The organism is Streptomyces sp. NPDC002680, assembly GCF_042889145.1.
GTDB classification, from domain to species: domain Bacteria; phylum Actinomycetota; class Actinomycetes; order Streptomycetales; family Streptomycetaceae; genus Streptomyces; species Streptomyces adonidis.
In genome coordinates this window covers 84,380-102,305 of record NZ_JBIAQP010000011.1, presented here as the reverse complement: position 1 = coordinate 102,305, position 17,926 = coordinate 84,380, and the positions used below count along the sequence as shown (strand labels likewise).

General features: G+C 68.6%; 16 protein-coding genes. 7 read left to right on the top strand and 9 right to left on the bottom strand.

Annotated elements, in window-relative coordinates; all coding sequences use genetic code 11:
* Positions 1 to 71: 71 nt before the first annotated feature.
* On the bottom strand, positions 72 to 3,380 hold the full coding sequence (locus ACFYXF_RS28020) for a S8 family serine peptidase (RefSeq protein WP_389353482.1): 3,309 nt from the start codon (positions 3,378 to 3,380) through the stop codon (positions 72 to 74).
* A gap of 286 nt (positions 3,381 to 3,666) precedes the next feature.
* Here ACFYXF_RS28020 and ACFYXF_RS28015 point away from each other — a divergent pair, with 286 nt between their 5' ends.
* From ACFYXF_RS28015 to ACFYXF_RS28005, 3 genes are all read left to right on the top strand, one after another.
* Complete coding sequence (locus ACFYXF_RS28015) at positions 3,667 to 4,125, top strand: NUDIX hydrolase (RefSeq protein ID WP_389353480.1); 459 nt, start codon at positions 3,667 to 3,669, stop codon at positions 4,123 to 4,125.
* A gap of 244 nt (positions 4,126 to 4,369) precedes the next feature.
* Entirely contained in the window at positions 4,370 to 6,133 is a 1,764-nt protein-coding gene (locus ACFYXF_RS28010) for a TIGR03767 family metallophosphoesterase (RefSeq protein ID WP_389353478.1), read from the top strand.
* An 11-nt stretch (positions 6,134 to 6,144) separates the two neighbouring features.
* Positions 6,145 to 6,495, top strand: a complete 351-nt coding sequence (locus tag ACFYXF_RS28005; protein ID WP_389353476.1) for a hypothetical protein — start codon at positions 6,145 to 6,147, stop codon at positions 6,493 to 6,495.
* A gap of 23 nt (positions 6,496 to 6,518) precedes the next feature.
* Here the strand turns inward: ACFYXF_RS28005 and ACFYXF_RS28000 are convergent, their stop codons facing one another.
* Genes ACFYXF_RS28000 through ACFYXF_RS27985 form a run of 4 tightly spaced genes read right to left on the bottom strand, consistent with a single transcriptional unit; the run spans position 6,519 to position 8,230 of the window.
* Entirely contained in the window at positions 6,519 to 6,908 is a 390-nt protein-coding gene (locus tag ACFYXF_RS28000) for a DUF4279 domain-containing protein (RefSeq protein WP_389353474.1), read from the bottom strand.
* A gap of 21 nt (positions 6,909 to 6,929) precedes the next feature.
* The gene (locus ACFYXF_RS27995) at positions 6,930 to 7,118 is read right to left on the bottom strand and encodes a DUF397 domain-containing protein (protein ID WP_389353472.1); all 189 of its coding nucleotides are present in this window, start codon (positions 7,116 to 7,118) and stop codon (positions 6,930 to 6,932) included.
* A 3-nt stretch (positions 7,119 to 7,121) separates the two neighbouring features.
* On the bottom strand, positions 7,122 to 7,343 hold the full coding sequence (locus tag ACFYXF_RS27990; RefSeq protein ID WP_389353470.1) for a DUF397 domain-containing protein: 222 nt from the start codon (positions 7,341 to 7,343) through the stop codon (positions 7,122 to 7,124).
* A gap of 5 nt (positions 7,344 to 7,348) precedes the next feature.
* Positions 7,349 to 8,230 carry a helix-turn-helix domain-containing protein gene (locus ACFYXF_RS27985; RefSeq protein WP_389353468.1) on the bottom strand — a complete coding sequence of 294 codons (882 nt, stop codon included), beginning with the start codon at positions 8,228 to 8,230 and terminating at the stop codon, positions 7,349 to 7,351.
* A 202-nt stretch (positions 8,231 to 8,432) separates the two neighbouring features.
* Between ACFYXF_RS27985 and ACFYXF_RS27980 the strand changes: the two genes are divergently transcribed.
* From ACFYXF_RS27980 to ACFYXF_RS27970, 3 genes are all read left to right on the top strand, one after another.
* A complete protein-coding gene (locus ACFYXF_RS27980) occupies positions 8,433 to 8,846 on the top strand; it encodes an ATP-binding protein (protein WP_389353466.1) in 414 nt (137 codons plus the stop codon).
* Positions 8,847 to 8,941: 95 nt separating this feature from the next.
* Complete coding sequence (locus tag ACFYXF_RS27975) at positions 8,942 to 10,105, top strand: serine hydrolase domain-containing protein (protein WP_389353464.1); 1,164 nt, start codon at positions 8,942 to 8,944, stop codon at positions 10,103 to 10,105.
* A 121-nt stretch (positions 10,106 to 10,226) separates the two neighbouring features.
* Positions 10,227 to 11,396 (top strand): serine hydrolase domain-containing protein, encoded by a 1,170-nt coding sequence (locus tag ACFYXF_RS27970; RefSeq protein WP_389353462.1) that lies wholly within the window; start codon positions 10,227 to 10,229, stop codon positions 11,394 to 11,396.
* A 106-nt stretch (positions 11,397 to 11,502) separates the two neighbouring features.
* On the opposite strand, the gene ACFYXF_RS27965 is transcribed toward ACFYXF_RS27970, so the two are convergent.
* The 3 genes from ACFYXF_RS27965 to pepN all read right to left on the bottom strand — a co-directional run bounded on the left by ACFYXF_RS27965 (position 11,503) and on the right by pepN (position 16,327).
* Positions 11,503 to 12,585, bottom strand: coding sequence for a hypothetical protein (locus ACFYXF_RS27965; RefSeq protein WP_389353460.1), 1,083 nt, complete (start codon positions 12,583 to 12,585; stop codon positions 11,503 to 11,505).
* A 124-nt stretch (positions 12,586 to 12,709) separates the two neighbouring features.
* Positions 12,710 to 13,633, bottom strand: coding sequence for a hypothetical protein (locus ACFYXF_RS27960; RefSeq protein ID WP_389353458.1), 924 nt, complete (start codon positions 13,631 to 13,633; stop codon positions 12,710 to 12,712).
* 111 nt (positions 13,634 to 13,744) lie between these two features.
* Positions 13,745 to 16,327, bottom strand: coding sequence for an aminopeptidase N (pepN, locus tag ACFYXF_RS27955; protein ID WP_389353457.1), 2,583 nt, complete (start codon positions 16,325 to 16,327; stop codon positions 13,745 to 13,747).
* 137 nt (positions 16,328 to 16,464) lie between these two features.
* On the opposite strand from pepN, the gene ACFYXF_RS27950 reads away from it, so the two are divergent.
* Entirely contained in the window at positions 16,465 to 17,121 is a 657-nt protein-coding gene (locus ACFYXF_RS27950; RefSeq protein WP_389353455.1) for a DsbA family protein, read from the top strand.
* A 126-nt stretch (positions 17,122 to 17,247) separates the two neighbouring features.
* On the opposite strand, the gene ACFYXF_RS27945 is transcribed toward ACFYXF_RS27950, so the two are convergent.
* The gene (locus tag ACFYXF_RS27945) at positions 17,248 to 17,889 is read right to left on the bottom strand and encodes a superoxide dismutase (protein ID WP_389353452.1); all 642 of its coding nucleotides are present in this window, start codon (positions 17,887 to 17,889) and stop codon (positions 17,248 to 17,250) included.
* Positions 17,890 to 17,926 lie beyond the last annotated feature (37 nt).

The following is a 17,926-nucleotide window of genomic DNA, read 5'->3' as shown; positions in this document are numbered from 1 at the left end:
GGGGAACCGAAAAGGGCGGGCGCCCGGTACCAGGTACCGGACGCCCGCCCCCCATCACCTCACCGCAGGAACTACGGCGTGACCTTCTCGATCTTCACGTTGCCGATGCCGGCCACCGTGCCGTGCGCGTTCACCAGGGAGACCTGGCCGAAGAACTCACGGCCCTCCGGTGCGACCGCCGAGGCGACGATGTTGCCGGAGACGGTCGTCGAGGCGCCCGTGCCGAGCTTCACCGGGGTGTCGGCGACCTGGATGGAGCCCAGGGCGGACGAGTAGAAGACGTCCTGGTAGTCGTACGCGGTCGTACCGGCCGGGATCGCGTAGCCGATGACCTGGACGGTGTACGTGCCGGCGGCGGGCGAGGCGATGGAGACCGCCTCCTCCGAGTCGCCGTCGGCGGAGAGGGCGACCTCGTTGCCGTCCGCGTCGTACACGTACAGGTCGAGGTCGGCGGCCGTGTCCGAGACGTTGCCGATGGAGACGTCCAGGGAGGCGGCGCCCGCGGGCACCTCGACCGTGGTCGTCTGGGTCTCACCGTCGGCGATGGTCGGACGGGCGTTCAGGGACGAGCCGAGCGGACCGCCGGCCAGCTTGCCGTCGACCGCGGCCAGGTTGTTCGTCACCTTCCAGGAGGCGGCGATCGGCGTGCCGACCTTGGCCTCGGGGACGGTCACGACGTCCGGGTCGAAGGTGGCGCCCAGGACGGTGGCGTCCAGCTTGTACGGGTTGTCGAGCAGCGGCGACGTACGGCGCGACTCGACCTCGACCTCCCAGACACCGGGCTGCGGGTTCGGGTACGAACGCACGTCGGGCGCGCAGCCGTTGGTGTTCGGGTAGTTGCTGTAGCAGTACGGCGTGCCCGTGTCCTCGACCGGGACACCGTACGGGTGGATCGAGATGAAGCGGGTCTGGCTGGTGGCGGCCAGGCCGCTGATCGCGACCTCGAGGGTCGTGGCGCCCTCGGGCACGGTCACGAAGTAGGACTGGGTGCTGTTGCGCTGCACCGAACCCGACGCGGAGAACGTGTACTTGAGGGGCTTCGAGACCACGACCGTGGTCAGGATCTGCTTGTCGACGCCCTCGGTCTTCGGGTCGTCCACCTCCAGGATCGCGCTCTTGATGCCGGCCGTGGCCGACTTCGCGGCGACCTTGACGGTGACCGGCTTGTTCAGCTCCAGCTTGACCTCGGGCTTGCCGACGATCTTGAAGGTGTCACCGGCGTTGTTCTCGAAGCTCAGCTCGTGCCGGACCGCCTTGGCGGGACCGGACGTACGCGTCACGGTGATCTCGTACGACTTCTTGACGCCGGCCTTGAGGCCGCCCTCGCGGTCGTACAGGCCGGTGCCGAAGCCCGGGGTCTTCAGCGCGAAGTCGATCGCGGTGTCGACCGGGGCCTTGACGGTGTAGTCGTGGGCGGTGGCGCCGTCCTTGATGGCCTTCCACGCGTCCACGATGTCGATGAGGCCGGAGCCCTCCTCGTACGCCTGCACACCGCTGATGTGGTCGGCGGTCGAGCTGAGAGCCGTGCGGAGGTCGGCCGGGGAGAGGGCGATGCCCTTCTCCTTGGCGGCGGACAGCAGCAGTGCCGAGGCGCCGGCGGCCTGCGGGGAGGCCATCGAGGTGCCCTGGAGCATCGAGTAGCCGGCCGGGAGGGTGTAGCCGGCCTGGGCGACCGGGGAGCCCGGCAGCCAGGTCTGCGTGGTGTTGATCGCGGCGCCGGGCGCGGTGATCGTCGGCGTGAAGCCGCCGTCCTCACGCGGGCCGCGCGAGGAGAACGGCATCATCGCGTAGCTCTTCTTCACGATGGAGCCGTAGTTGGACGCCCAGGTCTCCTTGGAGATGGACGCGCCGACCGAGATGACCTTGTCGGCCAGACCGGGGTCGCCGATGGTGTTGGCGCCCGGGCCGGAGTTGCCGGCCGAGATCACGAGCTGCACGCCGTACGTGTCGATGAGCCGCGTGTACAGCTCGGCGCGCGCGTTGTTGCCGTCGTTCAGCGCCGGGAGGCCGCCGATCGACATGTTGACGATGTCGACGCCACGGTTGACGACGAGGTCGATCATGCCCTCGGTGAGCGCGACGTTGGTGCAGCTCGGGCCGAAGACGCAGGCGCGGGAGGAGACGAGCTTCGCGCCGGGGGCGGCGCCGTTCATCTTGCCGCCGAACAGGCTGTTCGCGGCGGTGATGCCGGCGACGTGGGTGCCGTGCTCGGAGGAGATGAGGCCGATGTTGGCGAAGTCGGCCTTCTGGCCGACCCAGGTGCCGCCCAGCGGGTCCATCGGGACGTCCTTGCGGATCTCCACGACGAAGGGCTGGCGCTCGACGACATCGGTGGCCGGGTTGTCGGTACCGAAGTAGCCGATCTGGTAGCCGTCCTTGTACGGCTTCATCGGCGTGTCGTCGGTGAAGTCGTTGTTGCCGTTGACGTCGACGGTGACCGTGCCGGCCGCCGCGTTGTAGAGGACACCCCACGTGTCGGTGGTGTCGCCGTCGCGGTTCACGTCACCGGCGGCGTCGCCGCCCGCGGTCGCGGACTCGCGGAACAGGTTCACCTGGTAGTTGCCCGCGGGCGCGGTCCAGGTCTTCCCGCCGAAGGTGAAGGTGGGACCGGCCACCGGGGTGATCATGGCGCGCCAGCTGGCGTCGCCGTCGAGCAGCGGGTCGGTGGAGGTGACCCAGTCGACGATCTTGCGCTCGCCGGTGGTGGTCTTCTGCAGCGCGGGGTGCGCCAGGTCGATACCCGAGTCGAGGATGCCGATGGTGACGCCGCGGCCGTCCGCCTTCGGGTTCTTCTTCACGAAGTCGACGGCGCCCGTCTCGAAGGACGGGTTGTACGGGTTCTTGGCGGGCGTGTTCTTGTCGGGCGCCGCGTAAGTGGTGGTGGCACTCGCCTGGGGGGCGGAGGCGGTGTCGGCACTCGGCGACGGGTCGTCCAGCGGGATGTCCTGCCGCAGGTCGATGCCGTGCACGGAGGACAGCTTCGCGGCGGCGGAGATGGCCGAGTCGGCCTTCGCCGTGGGGACGGTGGCGCGGACGTACCCGAGCTTGTCGTAGGTACGGCCGACCGAGCCGCCCTTGACCGCGTCCAGCTGCTCGGCGACCTGCTCGGTCTGGCCCGGCGCGGTGGCGATCATCATCGTGACGCTCTTGGCGCCGTCGGCCTTGGCCTCGGCGAGCAGGTCGGCGTCGGAGGAACCGAGCTTGTCGTGCGCCGACTTGACGGAACCGTCGGCCGGGGCGGCGTCGGCCGCCGTGTCCGCGGAGAAGGCCATGGGTATGGGCCCGGCTGCGGAGAGAGCGGCCACCAGTCCGGCGGCCACGGCTATGCGCGCCACTCGTCTCGCGCCCGAGATCGGTTCGCGCTGAGGGGTGAGGGTCATCGGCATCCCTTGTAGGTAAAGGAGCGTGCGTAGGTGAAGGGGCGTGCATCGAGCGGCCGAGTTGATCGACCTTGGCCGCGAGCGTCCGGAATACGACCCCGGACGATCACATAGCTTTACGTAAGGGACGGATGTTTGGGGATGGTTGACCGAAACTATATGAACGAGTGGGGAAAACCCGCGATGCGCTTTGACTGGATGCCGTCCGAATCGCACCGCTTCGTTCCCGGTGCCGTTCGGGGATAATCCACCTGAACATTCCCGCCCCGAGCGCTAGCGTCCCCATATGCGAGAAACGCTGAGGGTCGCGGCGTATGCCGTCGTCGTCCGCAACGGCCAGATCCTGCTCGCCCGGAGCCCCGACGGCGAGGGCGGCCACGAGTGGGTGCTGCCGGGCGGCGGCATGGAACACGGCGAGGACCCCTACGACACGGTCCGCCGCGAGTTGACGGAGGAGACGGGCTACCGCATCGACGTCACGGGCCTGCTGGGCATCGACTCCGCCCGCCACACCTTCACCCACCGCCTGCGCCCCCCGGAGGACCACCAGGCACTGCGCCTCGTGTACGAGGGCATGGTCTCCGGCGGCGAACTGCGCCCGGAGGTCAACGGCTCCACGGACCTGGCCGCCTGGCACGACCTGGGCGCGGTACCGAAGCTGCGGAAGGTGCGGATGGTGGACATCGGGCTGGAACTGTGGCTGGAGCGGCCGGTCACGGGGCGGGTGGCGAAGGCCGGGGGCTAGTTCCCGGGAACAGGTTCAGTACCCCGCCAGATGAACACGGAGTGACCGACTCCGGGCCGTTCGCCGTGCGGTCGTGAACGGGCCGGGTGGCCCAAGATCCACGTACGGTGATCGGTGTCGCGCGTTGCTGTCGAGTTCACGCGCAGGTCATTCCCGGTGCCAAGCATCCAGAGTGAGCGGGACGTTCGCGACTGCGATCGCCCGTGACCACTTCCGACGCGTTCGCACTCGGGGAGATCGCGCCATGTCGCGCACACGCTCTGTCGCCAGCTCCACGCTGGGCGTCCATCGACGTACGGTACTCGCCGCGGCCGGGGCGGTGTCCGTCTCGGCGGGCGTCGGCTACGCCCTGCGGCCCAGTGACAGCCAGGCCGCCACGGTGGCCGAAGCCGCAGCAGCCGACGGCCCGGTGGCCGTGTCCCGCCAGGCGGCGCCGGCCGCGCTCGCCCCGTTCACCCGGGGCACCACGCTCAACACCGTCTCCGCGCCCCTCGGCTCGGGCGCCTACCGCCGATTGGGTGACGGCCCGGCGTGGGGGCGGGTGGTGCGTACGGAGCTGGCGTCCGCGCACGCGGCCCGGGCCGCCCGCCGGACCACGATGGCGGCCTTCGTCCAGTTCACGGACCTGCACCTGACCGACGTACAGCACCCGTTGCGCCAGGAGTTCATGCGTTCGGCCGACATACACGCCTGGCGCCCGCACGAGGCGCTGTCGGTGCAGGGCGCGATCTCGCTCGTGGAGCGGATCAACGCACTGCGCGGAGCCCCGGTGACCGGCTCCCCCCTCCACTTCGTGATGACGACGGGCGACAACACGGACAACAACGCCCGCTCCGAGCTGGAGTGGTTCATGAAGGTGATGAGCGGCGGCCGGATGACGCCGAACACGGGCGACCCGCGCCAGTACGAGGGCGTCCAGAACAGCGGCCTCCCGCTGTACTGGCAGCCGGACGCGACGACCCGCGACACCGACAAGAAGCACGGCTTCCCGCACATCGAGGGCTTCCTGGAAGCGGCGATCCGCGAGGTCCGCAGCCCCGGCCTGAACCTGCCCTGGTACTCGACGGTCGGCAACCACGACTCCCTCCCCATGGGCTGCTACGCCTCCCACAGCGACCCGTTCCTCACGGACTTCGCGGTGGGCGGCAAGAAGCTGATGGATCTCCCGGCGGCACGCAGCAAGGCCCTCCAGGACGAGATCAGAAGCTCCGACGACCCGAAGGGCATCCACTTCCGGGAACTGATCCAGGCCCACGCACGCGACCTGCGCTCGGTGACCCCGGACGAGAAGAGGGCCCCGTTCACGAGGACGGAGTACCTGAAGGCACACCTGGACCCGGCGTACGCGGGGGTGGGCCCGGTGGGCCACGGCTACTCAACAGCCAACCTGGACGCGGGAACCCAGTACTACACGTTCCGCATCTCGGACGACGTGATCGGGATCAGCATCGACACGACGGACCCGGGCGGCCACTACCAGGGCTCGATCGGCTCGGCCCAACTGCGCTGGCTGGACCGGACGTTGCGGGAGAACGCCGACTCGTACGCGGTCGTCTTCAGCCACCACACCAGCGAGTCGATGACCAACACGCACAAGGACCCGGCCCACCCGAACGAACGCCGCCACAACGGAGCGGACGTGGTGGCCCTGCTGGGCAGCCACAGCAACGTCCTGGCGTGGGTGAACGGCCACATCCACCGCAACGTCATCACCCCGCACTCGGCGCCGGACGGCCGTTCGTTCTGGGAGATCTCGACGGCATCGCACATCGACTTCCCCCAACTGGCCCGAGTGATCGAGCTGACGGACAACAAGGACGGCACGATCTCGCTGTTCACGACGCTGGTGGAATCGGCGGCACCACACGCGACGGACTACGCGGACCTGTCGCAGACGGGGCTGGCGGCGCTGTACCGGGAGTTGTCGTTCAATGCGCCGGGGGCGCGGATGGATCTGTCGGGGGGTGCGGGGGATCGGAACGTGGAGTTGGTGCTGAGGAAGGGGTGACAATCAACGGCGTGAACAGGTCTGAGTGGCCCCCGAGCGGGAGGGTCGGCTTGATCGGCGGGGGCGAGTACGCGGGCGCGTATCTGCTGCTGGCCGTCGAGATCAACGACTGCTGGGCCTTCTACATCAGCGATGATCCGAGTCTGTGGGCGGTGGAGGACCTGCGTACGGACGACTTCTGGGTCGCCGACGCGGACCTCGAGGGCGTCCTCGCCGAGATGGCCGTCGAATGGGCCCCGGAAGCGGAGGACTCCTTGCTGGAGAAGGCGGTTTTCGACGCCCGGGGCGAGTGGGAGAGGCGCCGCGCAAAGCGTGCGAGCCGGCGCGGTCGCTGGTTCAGGGACCGGCGGACTCAGGTGTGACGTGCGCCGACGGGCCTGCCTGTTCAACCTGTCGTGGAGGGCACGTCCTCGGGCGTCGGCGGATAAAGATCCAGCACGACATCGATTCCCAGCAGGCCGATCTCCTTCAACAGACCGGCCGGCAGTACGCATCCGCCCTGCCCGCTCTCGCTGCCGAAGCCGAGGAACAGCTCGATCTCGCAGTCGGCAGCGAGCCGGCGAAGCGCGTCGTGGCGTCCGTCCAGGGGCCTGATCAGCGCGGCGATGTGTTCGTCGGGCCAGCGGTCGTTGCTGAGACCGCTGGTACGGATCCACACGTTGCCCTGTTCGACTGCCTGGTCCGGCTCGATCCCCAAGACCTCGGAGATCTCGTCCGCGCTGATCGTCCGACTGGCGATCCGCAACGACCCGGCGGACCACTTCTCGTCCGGCATCGGCAAGGAGGGCTCCTGTCCTCAGAGGTGCGCGACGAAGGCGGTCCAGGTGGTGGGGGAGAGGTGGAGGGCGGGGCCCGTGGGGTTCTTGGAGTCGCGGATGGCTATGCCGGGGGCTGCGACTTGGCGTGCTGCTTCGAGGCAGTTCTGGCCCGTGCCGTCGCTGTAGGACGACTTGAACCAGGCGTAGGCGGAGGGACGAGTCGACATGCTCTACAGCTCTCCCTCGCGTACGTGGGTGACGAAAGCCGACCACGCCGTGGCCGGGAGCAGTAGGGCAGGCCCCTCCGGGTTCTTGGAGTCGCGGACGGCTATGTCGACGGCCGGAACGAGGCCGGTTGTCTCGACGCAGTTGTTGCCGGTTCCGTCGCTGTAGGACGACTTGCGCCAGGCTTCCTGGGGCGCGAGGTCGGAGGCGGTCGGGTGAGTGGGCATGGAATCTACAACTCTCGTTCTAGTCGGTGGAGGAAGGCGGAGGTGTCCTCGGGAGGAAGTGCCGAGGCCACCATCGAGTCGAAGCGGCGGGTGAAGCGGTCGACTTCGCGAGGCTTGTCCGACGTGGACATGGCCCCCCAGGCGTTGTCGGCCTGGACGCGCGGAGGCAGTTGATCGCCGAAATCGAGAATCGCGAAGTCGTGCGCGGCGCGATAGCTCGATCGGAACGGCAACACCTGAATGGAGATGTGGTCCCAGGCGGACAATTTCTCGATCCGCGCGTACTGCTCGCGCATCACATCCGCACCTCCAACCGGGTACCGCAGAGCAGCCTCTCCAAGGATGACGCGGAGCCTCACTGGGTCCTCCCGGGTGAGCACCTCCTGGCGCTTCATCCGTACCTCCACGCTGCTGCGGATGAATTCCGAGGTGGTCTCCTCAACGGGCTTGTGCAGTTCGAGCACCGCTTGTGCGTACCCCGCCGTCTGGAGCAGGCCGTAGACCAGTGTCGGGTGGTACGCCCTCATGCTGCGGGCCTCGGGTTCGAGCCCGACGAAGCCGGGCATCCCCGCTGGCATTACGCCTCGGTACTGCGTGATCCAGTCACGGTTGGCGGACTCCTTGTTGAGGTTGATCAACGACTCGATGACATCGTCGTCGGTGACGCCGTACCTGTCCAGCAGCTTCCGAAGGTCGCCCACGTTGCGGAAGTTGAGGGAGCCGGTCTCGATCCTCTGCAACGCGGCCTCGGAGATACGCGTGCCCTGGATCGCCTGCTTGCGTGTGAAGCCGGCCCCTCGGTCCCCGAGGCCGCAGTTCTCGCGCAACTGGCGGAGCTGAAGCCCAAGTTCGAGTCGCTGCCCCGTCCGCCCGCGCTTGGCCGCCATGTGCACCGTCCTTGTGTTCCTGTGCGTGTTACTAACGTTGTGCAGCGAGTCTGGCACGCTGTGTGCACACTGCGCAGGCGATTGCGCAGAACCCCGCATAGTCCAATTTCATCCACGCCGAATATTCGAGTGGGTTTCGATTGCAGGTGAACCAGCAGTCTGGCCACCTTGGTTGGGCAACCCAAGCCCGAAAGGTGCCCCCATGCCTGACCCGCAATCCCTCCTCACCCACGACTGGACGATGGGCTACCCCATGACCCCGCGAAGCGTCCAACTCGCCCGCCTACACGTCCGCCGCCGCCTCGCCATGTGGAACTGGCCCGGCGACATCGAAGACGCCGTCCTGGTCACCTCTGAACTCGTCGCCAACGCCGTCGTCCACGGCAGAATCCCCGGCCATGAACTGCGCCTGCGCATCGTCGAGTTGGACGATGGAGCACTGTCCATCGAGGTGTCCGACCCCGTGCTCGCGTTCCCCGAGGTCAGGCCCCGGGACCTCAGCGAACGGGGACGTGGACTGACCGTCGTACAGCAACTCACCGACTCGCTCGACTGGTTCCTGCGCGCCGGCGTTGGCAAAACCGTCCGCGCCCGGCTCAACTCACCAAAAGGCTGAAACGCGCCCAACCACCCCGCCCCTGTCAACCTCCGGTCAGGTCACCGTGTCCCTCCCCCCGACTGTCAGCAGCAACCAGAACAAGGGGGAACGGCATGTCAGCCAACAAGGGGCCGGTCAACAAGAGGCTGGTCGGGATGGCTGCGGCGATCGCCGTCGCGGCAGGGGCGTTCGCGGCGCCCGCCATGGCCGCACCGGGCGAGCGGAGCGGCGGGCACGAGGCCACCCGGAAGGCCATGAACGCCACCGTCAAGGACGGCGTACCCGGTGTGGCCCTTCAGGCCAAGGATCGGCACGGGGTCTGGAAGGCGACCGCGGGGGTCGGCAACCTCAGGACCAAGCAGCCGCGCAGCGCCCACGACAACTTCCGCGCCGGCAGCATCACGAAGACCTTCATCGCGACCGTCCTGCTTCAACTGGAGGCCGAGGGGCGGGTGTCGCTCGACGACACCGTCGACAAGTGGCTGCCCGGAGTCGTGCGCGGCAACGGACACGACGGACGGAAGATCACCCTCCGTCAGATCCTCAACCACACCAGCGGGATCTTCAACTACACCGACGACGAGTACGTCCAGAGCGAGATCTTCCTCCCGGAGAACTTCTTCAAGAACAAGTACCGCACCTGGACCCCGGACGAGATCGTCGGCATCGCCATGGGTCACCAGCCCGAGTTCGCCCCGGGTGCCGGCTGGGGGTACTCCAACACCAACTACACGCTCGCCGGGATGGTCATCCAGAAGGTGACCGGCAAGTCGTACGGCGACGAGGTCCGCGCACGCGTCATCGAGCCGCTCGGACTCCACGGCACGTACATGCCGGGTACGGACCACCGCGTCCCCCAGCCCAGCAGCCGCGCCTACTCGCAGCTCGCCGAGAACACCACCGGCAAGATCTACGACGTCACCGAGTTCAACCCCTCCGCCGCCAACTCGGCGGGCGAGATCATCTCCAACCCCGGTGATCTGAACCGCTTCTACTCGGCGCTCCTGCGCGGCAAGGTCCTGCCCGCGAAGCAGCTCGCCGAGATGAAGACGACCGTCCCCGCCGAGGTGGTCGACGGGCGCTACGGCCTCGGGCTCATCGAGAACGAGTTGAGCTGCGGGGTCACGATCTGGGGTCACAGCGGCGGCATCCACGGCTCCAGCTCCTTCGCGGGCACCACGGCCGACGGCAAGCACTCCCTCGCCTTCAACTTCAACGGCGACTGGAGCGGCGACCCGGTGAAGGTCGTCGAGGCGGAGTACTGCGGCAAGAAGTAGCCTCGGCACGGAATTAATCACACAAAGGCCGAAAAACTCCTAACCCGCACAATCCTCGCAACCTTCCGACCATTCACCCCGTCACACCTCCTGAGCAGCAAGAACGGCAAGGGAGTACGACATGTCAATGCACAAGGGGCTGGTCGGAATCGTCGCGGCGGTCGTCGTCGCGGCGGGAGCGCTCACCGCGCCCACCGCCGTGGCGGCGCCCGCCGAACGACAGGCCCGCTCCGAACGACGGGCCGACGCCCACGACGCCACCCGCAAAGCCATGGACGACGCGGTCGAAGCCGGCCTCACCGGTGTCGTCGTCCAGGTCGCAGACGAGCACGGCGTCTGGAAGGCGACCGCGGGCGTCGGCAACCTCAAGACCAAGCAGCCGCGCAACGCCGACGACCGGTACCGCGCCGGCAGCATCACGAAGACCTTCATCGCGACCGTCCTGCTCCAACTGGAGGCCGAGGGACGGCTCTCGCTCGACGACACCGTCGACAAATGGCTGCCCGGAGTCGTGCACGGCAACGGCCACGACGGCACCCGCATCACCGTCCGCCAGCTCCTCAACCACACCAGCGGCATCTTCGACTACACGGACGACCTCGCCTTCCAACTGGCGCTCTTCCTGCCGCAGACCTTCGCCAAGAACCGCTACCGCACCTGGACCCCGGCCGAACTCATGACGATCGCCATGAGCCACAAGCCGTCCTTCGCGCCGGGCACCTCCTGGTCCTACTCCAACACCAACTACCTGCACGCCGGGATGGTCATCAAGAAGGTGACCGGCAACTCGTACGGCGACGAGGTCCGCGCACGTGTCATCGGGCCGCTCGGTCTGCACGGCACGTACATGCCGGGTACGGACCCCGGCGTCCCGCAGCCCAGCAGCCGGGCGTACTCGAAGTTCGAGCTGCCCGGCGGCAGGATCTACGACGTCACCGAGATGAACCCCTCCTGGGCCAACTCCGCGGGCGAGCTCATCTCCACCACCGGTGACCTCAACCGCTTCACCTCGGCGCTGCTGCGCGGCAAGCTCCTGCCCGCCGCCCAACTCGCCGAGATGAAGGCCACGTTCCCGGCCCCACTGGTCGGAGGCGACTACGGCCTCGGCATCTTCGTACGCAAGCTCACCTGCGGCGTCGAGATCTGGGGCCACAGCGGCGGCCTCCACGGCTCCAACTCCGAGGCGGTCACCACGGCCGACGGCAAGCACTCCCTCGCCCTCAACTTCAACGACGACTGGGGAGTCGGCAGCATGAAGATCATCGAGGCGGAGTTCTGCGGAGGGTCGTAGAACCGGAACTCGACCAGTGATCCCCGTTGTTCTCCCGTACACGAGGAGGGGCCCCCGGTCTCCCGGCGGCCCCTCCTCTCCCCTCCTGGTTCTGCCCGGTCCGTCACTACCGGGGCAGCACCACGACGTACGCCGCCGGCTCGCGGTCCCCCGACGCCATAAGAGCCGTACGTACGACAGTTGCCTGCTGCTCGATCGCCTCGCGGAGCTTGCGCGGGGTGATGTGGACGACCGTGATGCCCAGCCGCTCCAGGTGCTCGCGCTTACGGGCGTACTCCGACCACAGCGCGTCGTCCTCCTGCCCGAACTGGCGGTAGCCCTGGCGCGGGGTGCGCGTGTCCAGTTCCACCGCCACCGCGTGGTCGGGCCAGTACGCGTCGACGCCGCCGAGACACGGGCCGCCGGGCAGCCGCAGATCGACGTTCCAGACCGGGTCCGGGAGGCCGTGCTCGCGCACCATCCGGTAGAGGCGGTCCTCCGCGATCGCCCGGCCCTCCGCCAGCAGGGAGTCGACCGCGTCCACGACATGCGGGCGGCTCAGCAGCCGCGCCTGGTTCAACTCCCGTACCACCGAAGCCGGTTCACAGTGCCCGCCGCGCACCGCGTCGGTCAGCAGCCGGCGTACGGCACCCGCGTCCGTGAGTCCGGCCACCGCGTCGGCGAGGGCGCGCGCGACCGGGGCGACCGGGATCCCCTCGATCACCTCGGGCGTCGGCAGGGCCGAGGTGCGCAGGATGCGGACGCAGCCCGTCGAGCGGAGGCGACGCAGCCGGGGGACCAGGACGTCGAAGGCGTCGAGGGAGAGGAGCGGCGGCGCGGCCGAGAAGCCGTGCAGGGCGAGTGCGGCCAGGCCGGTGATCATGGCCTCGGTGTAGACCGGCCGCCCGCGCTCCCGGTACGGCTCCTCGCAGTCCGGCTGGGCCGGGACCCCCGTCGTCGCCGCCCGCTCCTTCGCCGCGTACAGCAGTACCGAGTGCAGCCGCTCCTCGCTGGTGGGCGGCGCCGGGTGCAGCAGGAACACGCCCGGCAGGAGCTGCTGCCAGGGCCCGCTGGACCGGCACTGCTCGTTCGCCTCGGCGGCCGTGACGCCGTGCGCCCGCAGTTGGGCGGCGGTCAGTACCCGGCGCTGTACGTGCGACAGGTGGCGGAGGGGGCGGGGGCTGGGGGAGAGCGGGGTGTTGTGGGTCATGACTCCGGCTTTCCCGTGTCCGATCCGTCCCCTAACCGCTGTTACACGCCCGTCGACAATTCCGGACAAGCTCGCCCTAAAGTGCAAGCGTTCGAGTGCCGAAAGACGCTGGTCCATCCGGGGGTTACGGGGGCGAGTGACCGGGTTCGGTAACGGTGGGGTCGGAGGGGCCTGAGAGGTCCATGCCAGGTGGCCAGTGGCGGATCAGGGCGCCGGTGCCGTGCAGGGCGTCGGCGAGGCGGCCCTCGGCGGTCGGGTGCGCAGGTCTGGTGCGGTACAGATCGTCCAGTTCCAGGATGGCGCGGGCCAGGATCTCGAAGTCCCGCAGGATCGTTTCGAGTTGGGGCAACGCCGTGTCACCGCGTCGGGCGGCCAGCACGGCGGCGTTCCACTGCGCCCGCTCCAGCTTCCGCTCCAGTTCGTGCCGGTCGGGCAACTGCCCACCGCCGAACAAGTCCCCCTGTACGGCCCGGGTTTCGAGGATCGCCCGGGAGGCGTGGAGCATCCGCTGCACCAGCCGGCCCGCATGGCTGTCGAGGTCCCGCATGGTCACGTAGTGATGGCGCATCCGCCGTACGACCGTGGCGCTCGACGCCACTCCCCAGCGGACGGGTCTGCCGAGGTGGGGCGTCGGATCGTTCCAGTAGGGCGCGGAGTCGAAGGCGGCCGGGCGCCGATAGGTGAGCCGGTGTAAATGCCGCCACTTCTCGTACGGCAACTCCGGGTCCAGTAACACGGGTTGGGCCGGATGGTGCGCGTGGTCCGGTGGATAGCGCTCGACGAGCGTGCCGATCGCCGTCGAGCCGGTGGTGGCCGGGGAGGGCGGTAAGCCGTCCTCCCCGGCCACCACCACCGCGTCCCCGGCGTCCCCGGCCTTCTCGTCCAGCCGTGACAGCACGTCCGTGGTCAACACGTTTGCCGCCACCGCGAGTTCGCGTGCCCTTGCCGCGTCCGGATGTGCGGACGCCATCACCAGCAGTGCCCCCGTGATACGCCGTAGTCCGCGCACCAACTCATCCACGCGCGCGTCGACTTCGGACTCGAACACTTCGACTTCCCCCCTTGCAGGTCCTTCACTTCTTTCTCGACATCACCGTCCCCGGCACCCCAGGGGCACACCTGCTCCAGGGGTGCCTTCTCAAACCACCAATTTGTTCGGTCATCGGACCGCTGTCACATCGCACGCCTGTGCCCGCAGCGCACGGGCCAGATCGTCCCGCGCCTCCAGAACCAGGCGCCGCAGGGCGGGCGCCGCGTCGGCCCGGTCCGCCAGCCACTCGTCCGTCGCCGCCAGGGTCCCCGGCGAGTCCTGGAGGGACGGGAACAGGCCCCGTACGACATCCATCCCGATCTGGATCGACCGGTCGGCCCAGATCCGCTCGATCACCGCGAAGTACCTCTCCGCGTACGGTGCGAGCAGCTCCCGCTGCGAGCCCTGGACGAAGCCCGAGATGGTGGCCTCGACGAGGGCGTTGGAGAGGGAGTCCGACTCGACGACCTGCGCCCAGGCCTGCGCCTTGACCGCCGCCGAGGGGCGGGCGGCGAGGCAGCGGACCTGGTGGCGCTTGCCGGACGCCGTGTCGTCGCGGGCGAGTTCGGCGGCGAGCGTCTTCTCGTCGGCGACGCCGTGCGAGGTCAGCGGTTCCAGCAGCGCCCACCGCAGCTCCTGGTCGACGTCCAGGCCGTCGATCTTCGCCGTGCCCTCCAACAGCCCCTGGAGCAGCTGGAGATCGGCCTCGTTGGAGGCCACGACCGCGAGGAAGCGGGCCCAGGTCAGCTGGTGCTGGCTGCCCGGTTCGGCGAGCCGCAGTTCCTTCAACGCGCCCTCGGCGAGCAGGCGTTCACCGGTCGCCCGCCAGTCGGGGGCCGCGTAGTGGGTGAGCGCGGAGCCCGCCCAGGCGTGCAGCATCTGGAGGACGCCGATGTCCGACTCGCGCCCCGCGAACCGCAGCACCAGGTCGACGAAGTCCCGGGCCGGCATCAGCCCGTCCCGGGTGAGGTTCCACAGCGCGGACCAGCACAGGGCGCGGGCGAGCGGGTCGGTGAGGTCACCGAGCTGCGCCCGCAGCGTGTCCAACGACCCTTCGTCGAACCGGATCTTGCAGTACGTCAGGTCGTCGTCGTTGACGAGCACCAGCTCGGGGGCGTCGCTCCCGGCCAGCTCCCCGACGACCGTACGGGGCCCGTCGACATCGACCTCGGCACGCGCATACCGCTCCAACGCTCCTTCGGGGGAACGCCGGTAGAGCCCGACGGCCACCCGGTGCGGGCGCAGTTCGGGGTGCGACTCGGCGGCCTCCTGGAGCACGGCCAGCTCGGTGATCAGCCCGTCCGCGCTCAACAGCACCTGCGGGGTGAGGGAGTTGACCCCGGCGGTCTGCAGCCAGGCACGCGACCAGGAGGCCAGGTCCCGCCCGCTGGTCTCCTCCAGCGCCGACAGCAGATCACCGAGGCGCGTGTTGCCGTACGCGTGCCGCTTGAAGTACCGCCGCGCGCCTTCGAGGAACGCGTCCCGTCCGACGTACGCCACGAGTTGCTTGAGTACGGAGGCGCCCTTGGCGTAGGTGATGCCGTCGAAGTTGAGCTTGGCGTCCTCCAGGTCGCGGATGTCGGCCGTGATGGGGTGCGTGGAGGGGAGCTGGTCGGCGCGGTAGGCCCAGGACTTGCGGTTGTTGGCGAAGGTGACCCAGCCGTTGGTGAAACGGGTCGCCTCGACGAGGGAGGAGGCGCCCATGAAGTCGGCGAAGGACTCCTTGAGCCAGAGGTCGTCCCACCACTCCATGGTGACGAGGTCGCCGAACCACATGTGGGCCATCTCGTGCAGGATGACGTTCGTCCGCCGCTCGTACGCGGCCTGTGTCACCTTCCCCCGGAAGATGAACTCCTCGCGGAAGGTGACGAGTCCCGGGTTCTCCATCGCGCCGAGGTTGTACTCGGGCACGAAGGCCTGGTCGTACTTCCCGAAGGGGTACGGGTAGTCGAAGTGGTCGTGGAAGAAGTCCAGCCCCTGCTTGGTGACGAGGAAGACGTCGTCGGAGTCGAAGTAGGGGGCGAGCCCCTTGCGGCACATGGCACCGAGGGGGATGTCCAGCGTCGTACCGTCGGCGAAGGTCCGGGAGTACGAGTCGGTGACGTAGTGATAGGGCCCGGCGAGGATGGCGGTGATGTAGGTGGAGATGGGCTTGGTCTCGGCGAACCGCCACACACCGTCAACCAGCTCCCCGAGGCCATTGCTCCACGCGACCCACCCCTCAGGGGCGCGCACCTCGAACCGGAAGGGGGCCTTCAGGTCGGGCTGCTCGAAGTTGGCGAAGACGCGACGCGAGTCGGCGGGCTCGTACTGCGTGTACAGATACACCTCGCCGTCCTCGGGGTCGACGAAGCGGTGCAGGCCCTCGCCGGTGCGGGAGTAGGCGCACTGGGCGTCGACCACCAGCTCGTTCTCGGCGGCGAGATCCTCCAGCAGGACGCGCGTGCCGTCGAAGACGGCCCCCGGGTCGAGATCCCGCCCGTTGAGGGAGACGGCCGTCACACTGGGCGCGACAAGATCGGCGAAACTGGCGGCACCGGGCTCGGCACACCGGAACCGGATGGTGGTCACGGACCGAAAAGTCCGAGCCCCGCCACCGCTCCCTGAGTCCCCCACGGCGGACCGCACATCGAGGAACACCTCGTACCCGTCGACGGACAGCAGAGCGGCCCGCTCCCGGGCCTCGTCGCGGGACAGATTCTCACCGGGCACCGAGCACTCCCTCGATTGTCATCAGTACGGCCGACCAGCACCGATCCTGCCACGCACCACTGACACCGGACACCCGGGAATGCGACGGTGGCGGGGATACGTTGCCTGTTGGAAGCCCACTTTTACCTAGGAGACCCATGTCCGAGACGAGCTCGACCAAGACCCCCGTCGACTTCTGGTTCGACCCGCTCTGTCCCTGGGCCTGGATGACCTCCCGGTGGGTCCTGGAGGTGGAGAAGGTCCGCGACATCGAGGTCCGCTGGCACGTCATGAGCCTGGCGGTGCTCAACGAGGAGCGGCTCGACGAGCTGCCCGAGGAGTACCGCGAGATGCTCGCGGTGAAGGCATGGCTGGGCGTACGGGTCGTGACGGCGGCCTGGCAGAAGCACGGCGCCGACGTCGTAGGCCCCCTCTACACGGCCCTGGGCACGCGTGTCCACAACAACGAGGAGGGCCTGACCCTGGAGTCCATCGCGGGCGCCCTCGCCGACGTCGGCCTCCCCGCCGACCTGATCGACTACGCCGAGCAGAAGGACTTCGAGTTCGAGGCCGAGCTGCGCGCCTCCCACAAGGAGGGCATCACCAAGGTCGGCCAGGACGTCGGCACCCCGGTGATCGCGGTCCCCGGCGCCGACGGCGAGCAGATCGCCTTCTTCGGCCCGGTCGTCACCCCGGCCCCGAAGGGCGAGGAGGCCGCCAAGCTGTGGGACGGCACCCTCCTGGTCGCCTCGGTCCCCGGCTTCTACGAGATAAAGCGCACCCGCACGAAGGGCCCGGACTTCAGCAACCTCTGAGGCCCCGGCCACCATGGGGGAGGCCCCCGCGAGTCACGTCCTCGCGGGGGCCTCCCGTCATTCCGCCTGCCGGTGAAGGTTGAGAAGACGATCACGAGGCAGGACGCTTCACAGCCGTCGGCGCGGTCAGGGCGCCAACAGCAGCACATCCGTACGGGACTTGGCGGCGGCGTAGCGCTTCGCGACGTCCTGCCAGTTGACGACGGCCCACATGGCGTCGATGAAGTCGACCTTCTGGTTCCGGTACTGGAGGTAGAAGGCGTGCTCCCAGGCGTCGAACACGAGAATCGGGGTCGAGCCCTGACCGGCGTTGCCCTGATGGTCGTAGACCTGCTCGACGATCAGACGACCGGAGAGCGGCTCGTGGGCGAGGACGCCCCAGCCGGAGCCCTGGGTGGTCGCGGCGGCCTTGGTGAGCTGCGCCTTGAAGCCGGCGAACGAACCGAACGACTCGGTGATCGCGTCCGCGAGGTCACCGACACCGTCGGCGGCGAGCGGCTCACCGCCGCCCTCGCCGGTCATGTTGTGCCAGTAGATGCTGTGCAGGATGTGCCCGGAGAGATGAAAGGCCAGGTTCTTCTCCAGGCCGTTGACCGAGCCCCACGCCTCCTTGTCGCGCGCCTCCGCGAGCTGCTCAAGCGTGTCGTTGGCCCCCTTCACATACGCCGCGTGGTGCTTGTCGTGGTGCAGCTCGATGATCTCGGGGCTGATCACGGGCGCGAGCGCGGAGTAGTCGTACGGCAGCTCGGGAAGCGTGTACACGGGCATGCGGGGTCCCCTCGACCTCTTATTGCACATAGCTTGC